Consider the following 15,515-nt stretch of genomic DNA (forward strand, 5'->3'; position numbering starts at 1 on the left):
GGCCTGTGACCACTTAGTAGTTGATCGCCTTGCCGGTTTGCTGGGCGGCGTTCTGCGCCTTGGTGGCGGAGTCCTGGTAGGCGCTGGCGATACCGTTGACGGTATCGGTCATCATCTTGTTGGACTGAGCCTGGGCGTTCATGGTGGTGGTGGCTGCTGCAGTGGCGTCCATTTGTTGCATGGCAGCCATCGAAGCGCCAAGGGATGCGGTACCGGCCATAGTGTCTACTCCTGATAATCGATTGTTGTTTGAGCACCGGATGGTGTTCGAACAATGAGTGGTCGATTCTCGGCAGCGGTTCCATGGCGAACGCGAATTGGCCGGTGCGGCAGGTTCCGGACGTCGGGGGACGGACGGCGGGCGTCAGAGTTCCGGGGAGTCGATGCTCAGGCTTTTCATGCGGTGATAGAGGGTCCGGCGCGGAATGCCCAGTTCGCTGACCACCGAATCGATGCACTTGGCGTGGCGCGACAGGCAATCCATGATCAGGGTCTTTTCGAACAGGCGCAGGTGGCTCTTGAGCGGTGCGGCCTGGCGGCACGGGGGCGAAGGATCGTCGGTCTGCAAGGCCGGCATGCCCAGCACGAAGCGCTCGGCGGCGCACTTGAGCTCGCGGATGTTGCCCGGCCAGCGGTGGTTGAGCAGGCACTTGAGCAGGTGCGGGTCAGGGGCCGGCATCGGCTGGCGGTGGCGTTCGGCGGCCTCGCAGACGAAGCGCTGGAACAGCGGCTGGATGTGCTGCAGGCGCGAACGCAGGGTCGGCAGCTGGATCTTGATCACGTTGAGGCGAAAGAACAGGTCGCGGCGGAACTTGCCCTCGTCCACCAGTTGTTCCAGCGGCGTCTGGGTGGCGACGATCACCCGCAGGTCCAGCGGCACGAAGCGGGTCGAGCCCAGGCGTTCGATGCCGCGCATCTCCAGCACCCGCAGCAGCTTGGCCTGCAGCAGCAAGGGCATGCTGTCGATCTCATCGAGGTAAAGGGTGCCGCGGTCGGACGCTTCGATGTAGCCGGCCCGTGACTTGGAGGCGCCGGTGTAGGCGCCGGCCATGACCCCGAACAGTTCGCTCTCGGCCAGCTGTTCCGGCACCGCCGCGCAGTTGAGGGCCACCAGCTGACCTTCGCGTCCGGACAGCTCATGGATGCGCCGGGCCAGGGTGTCCTTGCCGGTGCCGGTCTCCCCCTCCAGCACCATGTCGACCTTCAACGGCGCGGCCTTTCTGATAAACGCTTGCAAGGTGCCCACTGTGTCGAGAACTTCATGTTCCCATTGCACGGAGTGGTTGTTCGAAAAGCCCCCAGTCATCTTGTTCCCTCACGATGATGATCACTTCTGTCGGGATCGAGGAATACAGAAACGCCGCGCCTTCTTTCAATCCGAGCATCGGAAGGTCGATGGACGTCAGAAACTCACGCGTATGCCTGCGACACCATTGTTTTTGTTCAGGGCGATATTGATAGCAGCAGATTTCCATCACCAGCCTGCGTTCATTCCCCCGATGGTTCAGTGCGATTTCCAAGGCCGGACGCCGCTGCGGGTGCGCCGGCCGCTCTCCTGCGGCAAGGCCGCAGTCTAGCGTCGCACAGGTGCAGGGCGAAATTGAAATTCGCCGCAAATGCCATAGAAACTCTCAATCCGCCGACAATTTCGAGGGAAGGTGGCGGCGCAAACGGCATCTGCGGTGAAAGCGTTGCGCTTTCGTGGGGATGTTCGGGGAAACGGCCCGGACGCAGGTCAGCCCTGCTCGAACCCTCGGGCCAGTTCCCAGTCGGTGACGCGCCGATCGTACTCGGACTGCTCCCAGCGTGCGGCATGGACGTAGTGGTCGACCACCTCGTTGCCCAGCGCCTCGCGCAGCCAGGTCGACCCATGAGCGATGTCGGTGGCGTGGCGCAAGGTCTTCGGGATTTGCGGCAGTTCGCGGTCGCGGTAGGCATCGCCGACAAACGCTGGCGGCAGCGGCAGGTTCTCGTCCAGGCCCGACAACCCCGCCGCGATCAGGGCGGCGAACGCCAGGTAGGGGTTCAGGTCGGCGCCGCCGATGCGGCATTCGACCCTGGCCGCGTCGGTGCCTTCACCGCAGACGCGGTAGCCCACGGTGCGGTTGTCATGGCTCCAGGCGACCGTGGTCGGCGCGAACGTGTCGCTCTGGAACCGCTTGTAGGCGTTGATCGTGGGCGCCAGAAAAAGGGTGATGTCCCGGGAGTACTTCAGCAGGCCGCCCAAGTAATGGCGCATCAGGTCGGACATGCCTTGCGCCTCGGGGGCGCCGCGGAACAGCGCTCGTCCGTCCAGCGACCACAGTGAAGCGTGCACATGGCTGGAGGAGCCCGCCAGGGTGTCGTTCCACTTGGCCATGTAGGTGATGGACTTGTCGTGCCGGGCCGCGATTTCCTTGCTGCCGTGCTTGATGATGGTGTGCTGGTCGGCCATCACCAGCGGGTCGGCGTAGCGGACATTGATTTCCCCCTGGCCCCGTCCGCCCTCCCCCTTGGTGCATTCGATGCCGATGCCGGCGCCGTGCAGTCCGTTGCGGATCGGGCGCATCACCGATTCCTGCCGGGTGGTCGACAGGATGTTGTAGTCCTGGTTGTAGCTGCCGAAGGTCTTCGGATCGGCGTAGCGACGGGCCGACAGGGTCTCGTAGGGTTCGTCGAACAGATAGAACTCCAGCTCCGAGGCGAAGCAGGCGCGCAGCCCCCGGTCGGCGAGCCGCTGCAACTGGCGCTGCAGGACTTGCCTCGGCGAGTGGGCCACAGGCCGGCCGTGATGGTCGAACACGTCGCAGATCACCAGCGCGGTGGCCTCCAGCCAAGGCAACCGCCGCAAGGTGGCCAGGTCGGGCCTGAGCAGGAAGTCCCCGTACCCCTGCGCCCATCCGGCGCTGAGGTAGCCCGGCACGGTCGCCATCTCGACGTCGTCGGCCAGCAGATAATTGCAGGCGTGGGTTTCATGATGGCCGTGGCGGACAAAGAAATCGCCGTGAAACCGCTTGCCCATCAGGCGTCCCTGCATGTCTGCCAGGCACACCAGCACGGTATCGACAGTGCCGGCGGCGACCGCGTGTTTCAGTTCATCGAACGTCATGCTCATGTGTGTTCACCCGGCGGTCAGAAGGTTATTTGCACCACAGCAGTTCCGAGGCGCGTGGGGCGTTGTGCGCAGGCCGGACCACGGAAGGCGTGAACCTGTCGCTGCCGATCCTTTTCGGATCGGCCGCCGTGGTCTGGTGAATCTGCGTGATCCAGTTGGCGAACAGCAGGTGCGCATGGCTGCGCCATTGGTTTTTCGGCGGGCGGGTTTCGCAGTCGTCCGGAAAATAGTTCCTGGGCAGGCGGATGTCCTTTCCCGCGTCCCGGTCGCGGAAGTACTCGTCGGCCAGCGTGTGCGAGTCGTACTCGATGTGGTTGAAGCAATGCAGCGAGTGGTGCCGCGGGTCGTCGAGCAGGCAGATTCCGGTGTCCGGGGAATCGATCAGCACGCGCAGGCCGCTGCCGGCGGGAATGTCGCTGCGGCGCATCTCCGTCCAGCGCGACACCGGGACGGTGAAGTCGTCGCAGAACCCCTTGAGATAAGGAGAACCGGTGCTCAGCCCATGGTGCCTGAACACGCCGAAGGCCTTTTCGCCCAGCGCGTGCTTGGGCATGCCGTGAAAATAGTGCACGGCGGCCTGGGCGCCCCAGCAGATGTTGAAGCAGCTGTGCACATGGGTCTGGGTCCAACGCAGGATACTGGTGAGTTCGTCCCAGTAGCTGACGTGCTCGAACGGGATCGTTTCGATCGGTGCGCCGGTCACGATAAAGCCGTCGAACTTCTGCTCCTTGATGTCCGGCCAGGCGCGGTAGAACGACGACAGGTGCTCCAGCGGCGTGTTCCGGGGCGCATGGTTGCTGATCTTGACGAGCGTCAGCTCCACTTGCAGCGGTGTCGCGCCGAGCAGCCGGGCGATCTGGATTTCGGTGCTGACCTTGTTGGGCATCAGGTTAAGCAACCCGATCCGCAAGGGGCGCTGCAGCGGTTGCGCGACGTGGTCGTCGTCGGTCACCGTGACGCCTTCCGTCGCAAGGGCGGTCACCGCCGGCAAACCTTTGGGAATTCTGATCGACATAGGCTTCCAAGCCTCCGTAAAGGGTCAGGCACGCATGTTGCGTCTCAAGCGTGAAAGTCAGTGGCCGGTGGCGGCTGCCCTGGCCTCGCGGATGATCAGGTCGGCGGCCTTCTCGCCCACCATCATGACGGTGGCGTTGATGTTGACCGAGACCATCGCCGGGAACACCGACGCGTCGCAGACCCGCAGCCCCGACACGCCCTTGACCTTGAGGTCCGGCGTCAGCACCGCGAGGGGATCGTCCGCCGCGCCGGCCCGGCAGGTGCCGGAGGCGTGGTAGTAGGTCTGACAGTTGTCGCGGATGTACTGGCGCAGCTCGGCCTCGCTCTGCACTTCGGGGCCCGGCGACAGTTCCCGGCGGATGATGCTCCGCAACCCCTGCGTCTGCCCCAGCCGGCGGCAGAACCGGACGCTGGCCAGCAGCACGTCCTCGTCGTGGCCCTCGGCGTCGGACAGATAGTTGAGGTCGATGGCCGGCGGCACCGCGATGTCCGCCGAGGTGATGCGCACCTCGCCGTGGCTGCGGCTGATGGCCACATTGGGCTCCAGGGCGATGACGGTCCGGGGCTTGGGGGCCGACGCTTCGTACTCGTCGCCGAACCTTCCGTTGACCCAGCCGGCGGTGAGGCCCAGCTGGATCTGGCTTTCGGCCGACGTGCCTTGCGGCCGGGTCTTCAGCATCGCGATGGCTTCGTAGGGGGTCACGTCCCATTCGGGCACCGCTTCGGCCGTCTCGAAGATCACCGGCACCGAATAGTGGTCGACCAGGTGCTTGCCGACGCCGGGGCTGTCGTGGACCACGTCGATGCCCAGGTCGCGCAGCGCCGCGCCGTCGCCGACGCCCGAGACCAGCAACAGTTGCGGTGACTGGATGCTGCCGGCGCACAGGAGGATCTCCCGCCGGGCCGCGAAGCGTCCCTTGTCGGTGAGGCACGCGCTGGCCACCGTGCCGGTGAACTCGATCCGCCTCACCAGGGTGTCGGTGAGGATCTTGAGCCGGTCGTGCCCCTCGCTCAACGGATGCAGATAGGCGACCGACGAGGAACTGCGCAGCCGCCCTTTCGCGTTCAGCGTCAGCATGCCGATGCCGGGCTCGACCCCTTGGGTGAAATCCACCTTGGCCAGGCCCAGTTCGACGCCCGCCTCAAGGAACGCCCGGGAAACCGGGTGGCGCTCCGGGCGTCGCTCCAGGGTGACGAGCGCCTTCTGGCGCTCGAAGTACGGCAACACCTCCTCGCCCGACCAGCCGTCGGCGCCCAGGTCGCGCCAGGCATCGAAGTCCGCGGGCGGCGGCACCAGGTAGGCGCAGTCGTTGTGGTTGCCGCAGCCGCCGAGCATCCTGGCGCGGGAGTATGTGAGGCGCCGGTCGGAGTGACGCGTCGGCTCCGCCAGAAATCCCCAGTCGGTGCGGGCATCGAGCTCGAAGAGGCGGGAAATGTCCATCATCGCCGGCACGCCCTCGTCCGCCGGCCCCGCTTCGATGAGCAGGACTGATCCGATGTCCGCATCGGCGAGCCGCCGCGCGATGATCGAGCCCGCGCTGCCGCCGCCGATCACTATGTAGTCGTAGGTCATGCGCTCTGTTCCTTGTGCTGTGCTGTTGAGCCGTTGGCCGTCCTTGGGTGCTGCGCCTCAATAGGGCAGCAGCACCAGACACAGTGCGACCACTGCGTAAATCACCCCGGTGATCCGGTTCAGTGCGGTTTTGTTGTCGAACGCCGCCCGCGCCTTGTGCGCGAGGAACATGTAGCCGCCATAGATCGACAGCGAAATGACCATCGCAGTGACGCTCAGGGCAATGGCCTGGGTGCTGTACGAAAAGTGCGGGCTGATGAAGCTGGGGTAAGTGAGCAGGCTCGCCAGCCATCCCTTGGGGTTGGTCAGCGAGACCAGGAAGGAATCGACGAACATCTGCCGCGGGCTGGAGTTCTCGGCCTTGGCGTCGCTCGGCCCGGACTTGGAGAAGAACGCGCTCAAGGCGAGCCAGGCCAGGTAGATCGCGCCGATCCAGCGCAGGTACGTGAGGATCCAGCGGTTGTCGTGGATGAGCAGGCCGACGCCCGACAGCACCACCGTCGCATGCACCGCGGTGGCCAGCCCGAAGCCCAGCGCGCCGGGCAAGGTCGTGCGCAGGCCGTGCTTGAGCGCCTGTGCCACCGCAAAGGCGACGTTGGGGCCAGGCACCGCGACCGCCGACGTGAACGCAACCGAAAACAACAACAGCAAATGAAAATCCATAGATCCGCCAATGGGCTTGTGGGGTTGATCGAACGGGGCTTGAGGCCGGACGGCTGAATGCCTAGGCGGATTCGCGCTCCTTCGCTTGGTAAACCAGGCATGCATCGGCGAAAGCCTTGAACAGCTTCTGGCTGGTCGCGTCGTTGGCGGCGTGCCATTCGGGGTGCCACTGCACGCCGAACTGGAAGGTGTCCGATGCCGTGTAGGACAGCGCTTCGATCACGCCATCCTGCGCCACCGCTTCGGGCCGGACACCGGGCGGCACCGCCGTGATGCCCTGGTTGTGCAGCGAGTTAACCTGCAATTCCACCTCCCCGACAAGAGACGCCAGCCATCCCCCGGCGGCGACGCGCACGCCGTGCGCCGGCAGGTACTGCTGATCGCGGGGCACGTCGGGGTTCTCGCTGTGCACGACCGCCCCGCCCAGCGCCTTCAGATCCGCATGCAGCGCACCGCCGCGGTGGACGCTCATTTCCTGAAAGCCGCGGCAGATGCCGAGCACCGGCATGTCCAGTTCGAGGGCGACGGTCAGGACGGCGCTGGAGAGGCGATCCCTCGGCCGGTCCCGCGCTTCGGGGATGACATCGTCCGCCCCACGGCTCCACGCCCGCTGTTCGCCAGCGAAGACCGCGGGATCGAGGTTCGACTCGTCGCCGGTCAGCACCAGGCCGTCCAGGCGAGCCAGCACCCGACGCAGCCTGGACACGCTGACCTCCCACGGCAGGTCGCCGTCCAGGGTCGGCAGGATCACGCACTCGACCGGCCCGTGCCGCTCCAGCGCTTCGATGTAGCGCCGCCGCAGCCGGTCGCGATGGACGCCGTCGAGCAGTTGACGGTTGGCGGTCACACCGACGACGGCGCGCCTTGGCTCATGCAGCGGGCCGGTCATCGCGCTTGCCCCGCCGTCGCCAGCTCGGCGGGCCGCGCCTCGTAGAGCCGCCGGTTGCGCTCAAGCAACTGCCGTATGACGCTGGGCTGCCCTTGTGGGCCGGCGACGAACAGGCCGCCCCAGGTTGCGGCGACTTCGGCGTAGTCCGGGTCCCGCAGGCGGATCTGCTGCGCACGCTTGAGCAGCCAGAACGGCACACCGGGCGAGAGATGGTGCTCCAGGTGGTATTCGTCGTAGTTCACGCCGAACAGCACCCGCTCGATCAGGTTGCCTTTGCGGTTGCGGGTGAGGTGGATGTTCTGCTCTTCGGTCTCGCACAGGGGCGAGTGCTCGGCGATCTCGGTGAACCAGCCCAGGATCTGGAACGTGGTCAGGTAAGGCACCAGCCAGAAGAGCACCAGCCAGTGCAGCGCGCCGGCCAGGGCGAAACCGGCGACGACGATCACCCAGAACGCCACGAACCCGTAAGCGTCGAGTTTGGCGCCACGGCGGTCGACGGCCTTGTCTTCCTTGTCAGAGATCAGGAACCGGTTGTGCCACAGGTATTTCAGGTAGCGCAGCGTGGCGCCGCCGAAGATCGCCTTCCAGACGATCGAATTGCGGTACGCCCGTGGCTCGCGGACCTCGTACACGCCGCTGCGGATGAAGAACTGCAGGTCCGGGTCCTTCTCCGGATCGCCCAGGTGCGGGTGGTGCAGGTGCACGTGGGAGACCCGGTAGGCCCAGTGCCGCTGAAAGATCGGGTAAGCGGCGAAGGTGGTGCCGAGGAAATGGTTCCAGCGCGTGTTCTTCGCCAGGATACGGTGCGCGGCGTCGTGGGAGATCGTGGTCAGGCCGCGCTGGTGCGCGCCGATGATCAGCACCGCGACCGGGTACAGCCACCAGCTGATCTGCACCGTGGCGAAGGCGCACGCCAGCACCACCAGATAGTCCTTGAGCACGTACAGCGCACCGGTGAGGTTGTCGGGGCGCAGTTGGGCCAACTCCCGCGTGATCTCGCGGGAAAAACGGAAGGTCGTGAATTTGCTGTTGCGCAGTTTCCAGTCCTGGGAGGTTTCCATGGGGCGTCTTCCTTGGGCGGATGGGGGTCAGATGGCATCGAGCCCGCGCTTGATGTCGTCGATCACGTCGTTCACGTTTTCGATGCCCACGCACAGGCGGATCGAACCGTCGTAGATCCCCGCCGCCTCGCGCTGCTGTTTCGGCACGGTGGTGTGGGTGGTCGAGACCGGGTGCGTCACCAACGTGCGCGCGTCGCCCACGTTCGACACGTGGTACAGCAGCCGGATGTTCTGGATGAAGGTGCGGCCGGCGGTTTCGTCCTCCAGCTCGAACAGGATCATGGCGCCGTGCCCGACCTTCGGGTCGACCAGTTCATCGACCCGTTCGCGCTCTTGGCCGGTGGCCAGCCCCGGATAGGAAACCCGGCGCACCTTGGGGTGGCCCTTGAGGAACCTGGCCACGACGGCGGCGTTCTCGCAGTGGCGCTGCATGCGCAGGTGCAGCGTCTCCAGGCCCTGGATCAACTGGAAGCTGTTGAGCGGACTGATGGCCGCGCCCGTGTCGCGCAGCCAGGTCATCCGGGCCTTGAGCAGGAAGGCGCTGGCACCGAGGTCGCCGAGCCTGTCCACCGCTTCGCGCCAGAGAATGCCGCCGTGCGCCTCGTCCGGTTCGTTGAACAGCGGAAAGCGGCGCGGCTCGTCGAACGCGAAGCGGCCGTTGTCGACCACCAGCCCGCCCAGTGTGGTGCCGTGCCCGCAGATGTACTTCGTCGCCGAGTAGGTGGTGATCGCAGCGCCCAGTGCCCCGGGCCGGCTCACCAGCGGCGTGACCGTGTTGTCGACCACCAGCGGGATCCCCAGCCGCTGGCCGATTTCGGCCAGGGCCGCCACCGGCAAGGGGATCAGGCAGGGATTGGAAAACGTCTCGCCGAAGAACGCGATGGTGCGGTCGTCGGCCAGGGCCTCGAACGAGGACGGCTCGCGCGGATCGGCCGAGCGGGCCTCGATGCCCAGGCGCTTGAACGAGTTGAACAGCAGGTTCCACGAGTTCCCGTACAGGTACTTCGACACCACCACGTTGTCGCCCGGCTTTCCGCTGCACAGGTTGACCAGGGCCAGGAACGTCGCCGCCTGCCCCGAGGCCACGGCGAGCGAGTCCCTGCCGCCGTCCACCGCGGCGTAGCGTTGCTCCAGGATGCGCGTGGTCGGGTTGATGATCCGGGTGTAGGTGAAGCCGTCTTCCTTGACGTTGTAGACGTCGGCGATCCTTTGCAGGTCGCCGTCGAGCTCATAGGCCGTGGACAGGTAGATCGGCACGGCCACCGATTTGGTCACCGGGTCATGGCGGTAGCCGGCGTGCAGCAGTGCGGTCTCTGCGGACAGTTGCGAACTGGGAAGGTACCGGGACATGTCACAAGGCCTCTTTGATGAGTTCGGGTTCGGGATAGGCCGACGCCTTCGCGACGCTGCCGGCGCCCTCGAAGAAATCGCGGAACGCGGTGGTCAGCAGCAGGATCCACGCCGGCCGGATGGCCCCGATGCAGCCGATCCGGAAACTGCGCGTCTGCGGATGCAGCTTCGAATAGATGTAGAGGTTGTACCTGGCCAGATGCAGGTACAGCGCATCGAAATCCTTCTGGGTGTTGATCAGGCCCCGCGCCGTGAGCGCCAGGCACACGGGAGAACGCGCCTGGACGTTGAGCAGCGGCGCCGCGTAGCGCCCGATGGCCCGGACGATCTCGTCACGCACCGCGCCGTAGCGTTCGCCGCGGCGGATCACGCCCTCCGCGCTGAGCCCCTCCAGCGCCTTCGCGCAGGCCTGGATCACATGGGTGGGCGGCGTGGAACGCCATTCGCCGTTCTGTTCGAGCGACTGCCATTGGTCGCGCACGTCCAGCACAAACGAATTGACCGGATGCCCCGTGCCCGCCAGCAGTTCCAGCGAGGCGATGACGAACGCCACGCCCGGCGGGCCTTCGATGCATTTGTTGCTGGACGTCACCAGGACATCGAAACCGCTGCGTCGGGCGCTGATGTCGACGGCGCCGAAGGAGCTCATCGCATCGACCACCGTGCGCACGCCGCGCTGGCGGGCCAGTTGCACGATGGCGTCGAGCGGGTTGATGACCCCGGTGGTGGTTTCGCAGTGCACGAAACACAGGTGGGTGATGGCCGGATCCCGGTCCAGGTGCGCGGCGATTTCGGACACCGAGAGCGGTTCGTCGCTCGACGCCCTCAGGCTCGCGGCCTGAACGCCGCGCAACTGGAGGATCTTGAGGATCCGCTCGCCGTAGATGCCGTTGATGCAGACCAGGGGCCTGGCGGTCGAGCCGATGAAGGTCGCCAGCGCGGCTTCGATGCCGTAGGTGCCGCTGCCCTGGATGGGCACCACCGAATGGGTGCCGTTGCCGTCGATCAGGTCGAGGATGCGTTCTCGCACGGACGCCGTGATGTCTTTGAAACTTTGATCGCGCGAACCCATGTCGAACTGCATCTGCGCTTTGACTTCATCGCTCAATGCCAACGGGCCGGGTGTCAACAGGAAATGATGCTGTCCAGACATATAACGCTCCTTATTATATGCAGATGCGAAATCAACTCCGGCGCAACGCAAAAACGGTGAACACTGTTCGAGTCGCGAGCTTGGAAGCTCAGCGGCTCTACGGTGTTCACCGTTTTGACGGGTGCACAGTTAGTTAGCCAGCAAGGATGTTCAGGAACTTAACGCGATAGTTCAGGCGGCACGGTCATCCATGATCGTCAGTGGATCGGTCCATTCATTAACTTCTGATGTTTGCCTGGCCCCGGATTTTTTGGATCCATTCTCGGGCAGGTGTCGAAACAGTAGAAGGCGACATATATAGCGTCAAGGTATTTGACGGCGAACCGCTATATTAAAAATCCATATACATATGCTCCGTCCTCTTGGCTGTCGGCGGCATGTTCATGCCTCTGCCATGCCTCGCCGAGCCTTCTCCACACCGTCAGCCATCAGTCGCGCCTCTTCGCGCAGCACCTGGCAAAACGCGTCGACGCTGGCCGACGGCGGCCGGTGTTCCGGCCGGATCAGCATCACGCGGTACGGCACCGACAGGCTCAGCGGACGGATGAGCAGATCCCGCCCCGCCTCGGCCAGCGCGGTCAGCGGGTTGATGACCGCCACGCCCAGCCCTTGCCTGACCATGGCGCAGACCGACGCCGCGTTGCCCGTCTCGATCACGGTGCGGCGGTCCACCTGAGCCTGACGGAAATGCGCGTCGAGGGTCTGCCGGTAGATGTCGAGGCTCGCCAGATTGATGAAGTCGATCCGGTGAAAGTCCTCAAGCGCCAGCACCGGCTTGGCCAGCAACGGGTGCCCCGGCGCCAGGACACAGACCAGATCCGCGCTGAACAGCAGTTCACCGCTCGTGCCGCGGGGGATCTGCTCCACTTCGGTCAGCCCCAGGTCGTACTGCTGAGTGACCAGCGACTCCTCCAGCAGGGGCGATTCCTGGGCGACGATGCTGACGCTGACGCCCGGGTGCGCCTGATGGAAGCCCCGGCAGGCCCTGGGCAGGAACGTTTGCGAAAACAGCGGCAGGCAAGTGAGCTCCAGGCGGCCGTGCTCGAAGTTGCGGATCGACTGCGCATAACGGTCGATGCGCTCCAGGCCCACATAGCAACGCTCGACCTCCTCCAACAGCATCAGGGCCTGGGCGGTGGGCCGCAGGCGCCCGCCTTCGCGCTCGAACAGGCGCAGGCCCGACACCTGTTCGAGCCGCGCCAGTTCGCGGCTGACCGTCGGCTGCGAGGTGAGCAGCAACCGGGCCGCACCGGTGACGCTGCCGGTCTGCATGATGGAACGGAACACTTCGACGTGTCGCAGGGTGATTTTCACTCGGGGTTCCTGATTCGAAAGGCTGTGGTCATATCAAATATGAATGGGCTCGCAAACAAAAGGTATTTTTCCAGATGGACAAGGCAAGGCATCCTGCGCCGAACTGTCCGTTGAGCCCTTGCCATGACCTCCTCTTCCCTGTTCCCGCTGTTGGCCGACAGCGCCCAGACCCACGGCACCCCGCTGTGGAGCTACGACGCCGCGACGATCCTTGAGCGTATCGGGCGCCTGCGTGCGTTCGACACCGTCCGCTACGCGCAGAAGGCCTGCTCCAACCTGCACATCCTGCGCCTGATGCGCGAGCACGGCCTGCACGTGGATGCCGTCTCCCTGGGCGAGATCGAACGCGCCCTGCTCGCCGGTTTCCAGGTCGGCGGCGCGCCGGCCGGCATCGTGTTCACCTGCGACCTGTTCGACCGCAAGACCCTTGAGCGCGTGGTCGAGCTGGGGGTGGAAGTCAACGCCGGTTCCATCGACATGCTGCGCCAGTTGGGCGAGCGGTCGCCGGGGCACCGGGTGTGGCTGCGGATCAACCCCGGTTTCGGCCACGGCCACAGCCGCAAGACCAACACCGGCGGCGAGAACAGCAAGCACGGCATCTGGCACGAAGACCTGCACGAGGCGCTGGCGGTGATCCGCTCGTACGGCCTGAAACTGGTGGGCGTGCACATGCACATCGGCTCCGGGGTGGACTACTCGCACCTGGAGGAAGTGGCGCGCTCGATGGTGCAACTGATCGCCGGCCTGGGCCAGGACATCGAAGCCTTTTCCATCGGCGGCGGCCTGTCCACGCCTTACCGTCCGGGCGAGGCTGCCGTGGACGTCGAGCGCTATGCACGCACCTGGGCGGTGGCCAGAAAGGAAATCGAAACGCTGCTCGGCCATCCGGTGCACATGGAGATCGAACCGGGCCGCTTCCTGATGGCCGAGTCGGGCCGGCTGGTGAGCGAGGTGCGGGCGGTCAAGCGCATGGGCAACCGCAACTATGTGCTGGTCGACGCCGGCTTCAACGATCTGATGCGCCCTGCCATGTACGGCGCCTACCATCACATGACGCTGCTCGACGCCGAAGGCCGTCCGGTCGACCGGCCGCTGGTGGACACCGTCGTCGGCGGCCCGCTGTGCGAGTCCGGCGACATCTTCACCCAGGACGACCAGGAACTGCGCCCGCAACCGCTGCCCGAGGCCAAGGTCGGCGACTTGCTGGTGTTCCATGACACCGGGGCCTACGGCGCGTCGATGTCGTCCAACTACAACAGCCGGCCGCTGCTGCCGGAGGTGCTGTTCAGCGACGGCCAGGCCCGGCTGATCCGCCGTCGGCAGACGCTGGACGCCCTGCTCGAGCAAGAACTGGGGCTCTGAGCCTCACGCCTGCGGACCGAAGGCGGCCCTGGCGAAGTCCATGAAGCTTTGCAGCTTGGGCGTCAGCCGCCGGTCCGGCGCGTACAGCAGGTTCATCGGCGAGACCGGCATCTCGTACGGCGTCAGCACCCGCACCAATGTCCCCGCGCGCAAGGCGTCCTTGACCAGTTCCAGCGGCAGCATCACCACCCCCAGCCCCGCCACGGCGGCGGCCAGCAACGGGTCGCCCTGGTTGATCGTCAGCCGGCTCTTGATCGGCACATCGACAACGCCTTCCGGTCCCTCGAGGCGAATGTGCGAACGTCCGTCCGAATAGGCGAACGCCAGGCATTCATGGGTCTGCAGGTCCTGCGGCGTGGCGATGGCCGGGCGCCGGGCCAGGTACGCCGGCGCCGCACAGAGCACCATGGGATACGGTTTGAGCGGCAATGCCTTCATGCCGCTGTCCGCCAGTTCGCCGATTCGAAACACAGCGTCATAGCCGCCCTCCACCAGATCGACCAATTCATTCGACAGGGTCAGGTCCACCGACACCTGCGGGAAACGCACCATGTACTCCAGCAGGCGCGGCGACAGCGTGCTCACGCCGAAGGTCACCGGCGCGTTGATCCGCAGCCTTCCGCTGGGCACGCCCCGGGTGACGGCGGCCATCTCCTCGGCGGCGTCCACGTCGGCCAGGATCAGCTTGGCCCGCTCGTAGAAGGTGCGGCCGAAGTCGGTCAGGCTCTGTTTGCGGGTGGTGCGGTTGAGCAGCGAAACGCCCAAATGCTGTTCGAGCATTTTCACCTGTTTGCCGACCAGTTGCGGCGACAGGTTGAGCTCGTCGGCCACGGCGCTGAACGAACCCAGTTCCACCGACCGGACGAAAGTGGCCATCAACGTAAGGCGATCCATTGGAAACCCTGTGTTTCTAGTGTCGCGCCATCGTAGGGCTTTATCCGCCCCAGGCCAAAGACTAAATTGGGCGCCACGACACGGACGCACCGGGACAGTCCCGGTGCGCCGCTCCATTGATAAGGCAGAGGTGCACATGGCCCGGATTGTCAGGATTCACGAGTACGGCGACGCAAGCGTTTTGAAACTGGAAGCGGTGGACGTGCCTGCCCCCGCGCCCGGCGAGGTGCAGATCCAGGTCAAGGCCTTCGGCCTGAACCGCGCGGAAGTCATGTTCCGCAACCACGCCTACCTGCAGGAGGCCGAGTTCCCCAGCCGTCTGGGCTACGAAGCGGCCGGCGTGGTGTCGGCGGTCGGCGACGGCGTCAGCGGCTTCGATGTCGGCGACGCGGTCAGCCTGATCCCGCCGCTGGACATCGCCCGCTGGGGCACCTACGGCGAAGTGGCGAACGTGCCCGCCCACCTTACGGTCAAGCACCCGGCCAACCTGTCCTTCGAACAGGCCGCCGCGTCCTGGATGCAGTACGTCACCGCGTGGGGCGCGCTGATCGAGCAGGCGAAACTGACCCAGGGCGACGTGGTGCTGATCACCGCCGCCTCCAGCAGCGTCGGCCTGGCCGCGTTCCAGATCGCCCGCAGCGTCGGCGCGGTGCCGGTGGCCATCACCCGCACCCAGGCGAAAAGGCAGGCCCTGCTGGACGCCGGCGCCGCCCATGTGATCGTCAGCGACGAAGAAGACATCGTGGCGCGGGTCATGGCGCTCACCGACGGCCGGGGCGCCCGCGTGGTGTTGGACCCTGTCGGCGGCCCGGCCTTCGAAACGCTCACCCAGAGCATGGCCCGCGGCGGCATCCTGCTCGGGTACGGCGCCCTGAGCCCGGAACCCACGCCGTTCCCGCTGTTCACCGTGCTGGGCAAATGCCTGACGCTCAAGGGCTACCTGTACGCCGAGATCGTCGCCAATCCGGCCGCGCTGGAACGGGCCAAGGCGTTCATCCTCGACGGCCTGGCCTCGGGCGCGCTCAAGCCGGTGATCGCCAAGACGTTCGCGCTGGAAGAGATCCAGCAGGCCCACCGTTTCCTTGAGGCCAACCAGCAGATCGGCAAGATCGTCGTCACGGTCTGAGCCCTTCCCTCCCCCCCTC

General features: G+C 65.6%; 15 protein-coding genes. 2 read left to right on the top strand and 13 right to left on the bottom strand.

Translation table 11 applies throughout. From position 1 onward, the window contains the following. Positions 1-13 precede the first annotated feature (13 nt). The 12 genes from KVG96_RS10965 to KVG96_RS11020 form a co-directional block, all read right to left on the bottom strand. Positions 14-262: a type III secretion system major pilin HrpA gene (locus KVG96_RS10965; protein ID WP_170930070.1), complete on the bottom strand. Its 249-nt coding sequence runs from the start codon at positions 260-262 to the stop codon at positions 14-16. Positions 263-364: 102 nt separating this feature from the next. Then, the gene (locus tag KVG96_RS10970) at positions 365-1,306 is read right to left on the bottom strand and encodes a sigma 54-interacting transcriptional regulator (protein WP_217892065.1); all 942 of its coding nucleotides are present in this window, start codon (positions 1,304-1,306) and stop codon (positions 365-367) included. Next, positions 1,260-1,520: a hypothetical protein gene (locus KVG96_RS10975; protein ID WP_217892066.1), complete on the bottom strand. Its 261-nt coding sequence runs from the start codon at positions 1,518-1,520 to the stop codon at positions 1,260-1,262. The genes KVG96_RS10970 and KVG96_RS10975 overlap by 47 nt, the downstream gene beginning before the upstream one ends. A 215-nt stretch (positions 1,521-1,735) precedes the next feature. Continuing rightward, positions 1,736-3,088: a glutamine synthetase family protein gene (locus tag KVG96_RS10980; RefSeq protein WP_217892469.1), complete on the bottom strand. Its 1,353-nt coding sequence runs from the start codon at positions 3,086-3,088 to the stop codon at positions 1,736-1,738. Positions 3,089-3,119: 31 nt separating this feature from the next. Beyond that, a complete protein-coding gene (locus KVG96_RS10985; protein WP_217892067.1) occupies positions 3,120-4,109 on the bottom strand; it encodes a homoserine O-succinyltransferase in 990 nt (329 codons plus the stop codon). Between the two features lie 57 nt (positions 4,110-4,166). Beyond that, entirely contained in the window at positions 4,167-5,684 is a 1,518-nt protein-coding gene (locus tag KVG96_RS10990; protein WP_217892068.1) for a GMC family oxidoreductase, read from the bottom strand. 57 nt (positions 5,685-5,741) lie between these two features. Further along, positions 5,742-6,347 carry a LysE family translocator gene (locus KVG96_RS10995; RefSeq protein WP_217892069.1) on the bottom strand — a complete coding sequence of 202 codons (606 nt, stop codon included), beginning with the start codon at positions 6,345-6,347 and terminating at the stop codon, positions 5,742-5,744. 61 nt (positions 6,348-6,408) lie between these two features. Continuing rightward, positions 6,409-7,236: a gamma-glutamyl-gamma-aminobutyrate hydrolase family protein gene (locus tag KVG96_RS11000; protein ID WP_217892070.1), complete on the bottom strand. Its 828-nt coding sequence runs from the start codon at positions 7,234-7,236 to the stop codon at positions 6,409-6,411. Further along, on the bottom strand, positions 7,233-8,297 hold the full coding sequence (locus tag KVG96_RS11005; protein ID WP_217892071.1) for a fatty acid desaturase family protein: 1,065 nt from the start codon (positions 8,295-8,297) through the stop codon (positions 7,233-7,235). The genes KVG96_RS11000 and KVG96_RS11005 overlap by 4 nt, the downstream gene beginning before the upstream one ends. 27 nt (positions 8,298-8,324) lie before the next feature. Then, positions 8,325-9,647, bottom strand: a complete 1,323-nt coding sequence (locus KVG96_RS11010; RefSeq protein ID WP_217892073.1) for an O-acetylhomoserine aminocarboxypropyltransferase/cysteine synthase family protein — start codon at positions 9,645-9,647, stop codon at positions 8,325-8,327. A 1-nt stretch (position 9,648) separates the two neighbouring features. Then, positions 9,649-10,800, bottom strand: coding sequence for a 2-aminoethylphosphonate--pyruvate transaminase (locus tag KVG96_RS11015; RefSeq protein ID WP_217892074.1), 1,152 nt, complete (start codon positions 10,798-10,800; stop codon positions 9,649-9,651). A gap of 381 nt (positions 10,801-11,181) precedes the next feature. After that, positions 11,182-12,114, bottom strand: coding sequence for a LysR family transcriptional regulator (locus KVG96_RS11020; protein ID WP_217892076.1), 933 nt, complete (start codon positions 12,112-12,114; stop codon positions 11,182-11,184). 123 nt (positions 12,115-12,237) lie between these two features. On the opposite strand from KVG96_RS11020, the gene lysA reads away from it, so the two are divergent. Then, positions 12,238-13,476, top strand: a complete 1,239-nt coding sequence (lysA, locus tag KVG96_RS11025) for a diaminopimelate decarboxylase (protein ID WP_217892077.1) — start codon at positions 12,238-12,240, stop codon at positions 13,474-13,476. A 3-nt stretch (positions 13,477-13,479) separates the two neighbouring features. On the opposite strand, the gene KVG96_RS11030 is transcribed toward lysA, so the two are convergent. Then, positions 13,480-14,370 (bottom strand): LysR family transcriptional regulator, encoded by an 891-nt coding sequence (locus tag KVG96_RS11030; RefSeq protein WP_217892079.1) that lies wholly within the window; start codon positions 14,368-14,370, stop codon positions 13,480-13,482. A gap of 136 nt (positions 14,371-14,506) precedes the next feature. Between KVG96_RS11030 and KVG96_RS11035 the strand changes: the two genes are divergently transcribed. Further along, positions 14,507-15,496: a zinc-dependent alcohol dehydrogenase family protein gene (locus tag KVG96_RS11035; RefSeq protein ID WP_217892080.1), complete on the top strand. Its 990-nt coding sequence runs from the start codon at positions 14,507-14,509 to the stop codon at positions 15,494-15,496. Positions 15,497-15,515: the final 19 nt, after the last annotated feature.

Source organism: Pseudomonas ekonensis (assembly GCF_019145435.1).
In the GTDB taxonomy this organism is placed as follows: Bacteria; Pseudomonadota; Gammaproteobacteria; order Pseudomonadales; family Pseudomonadaceae; genus Aquipseudomonas; species Aquipseudomonas ekonensis.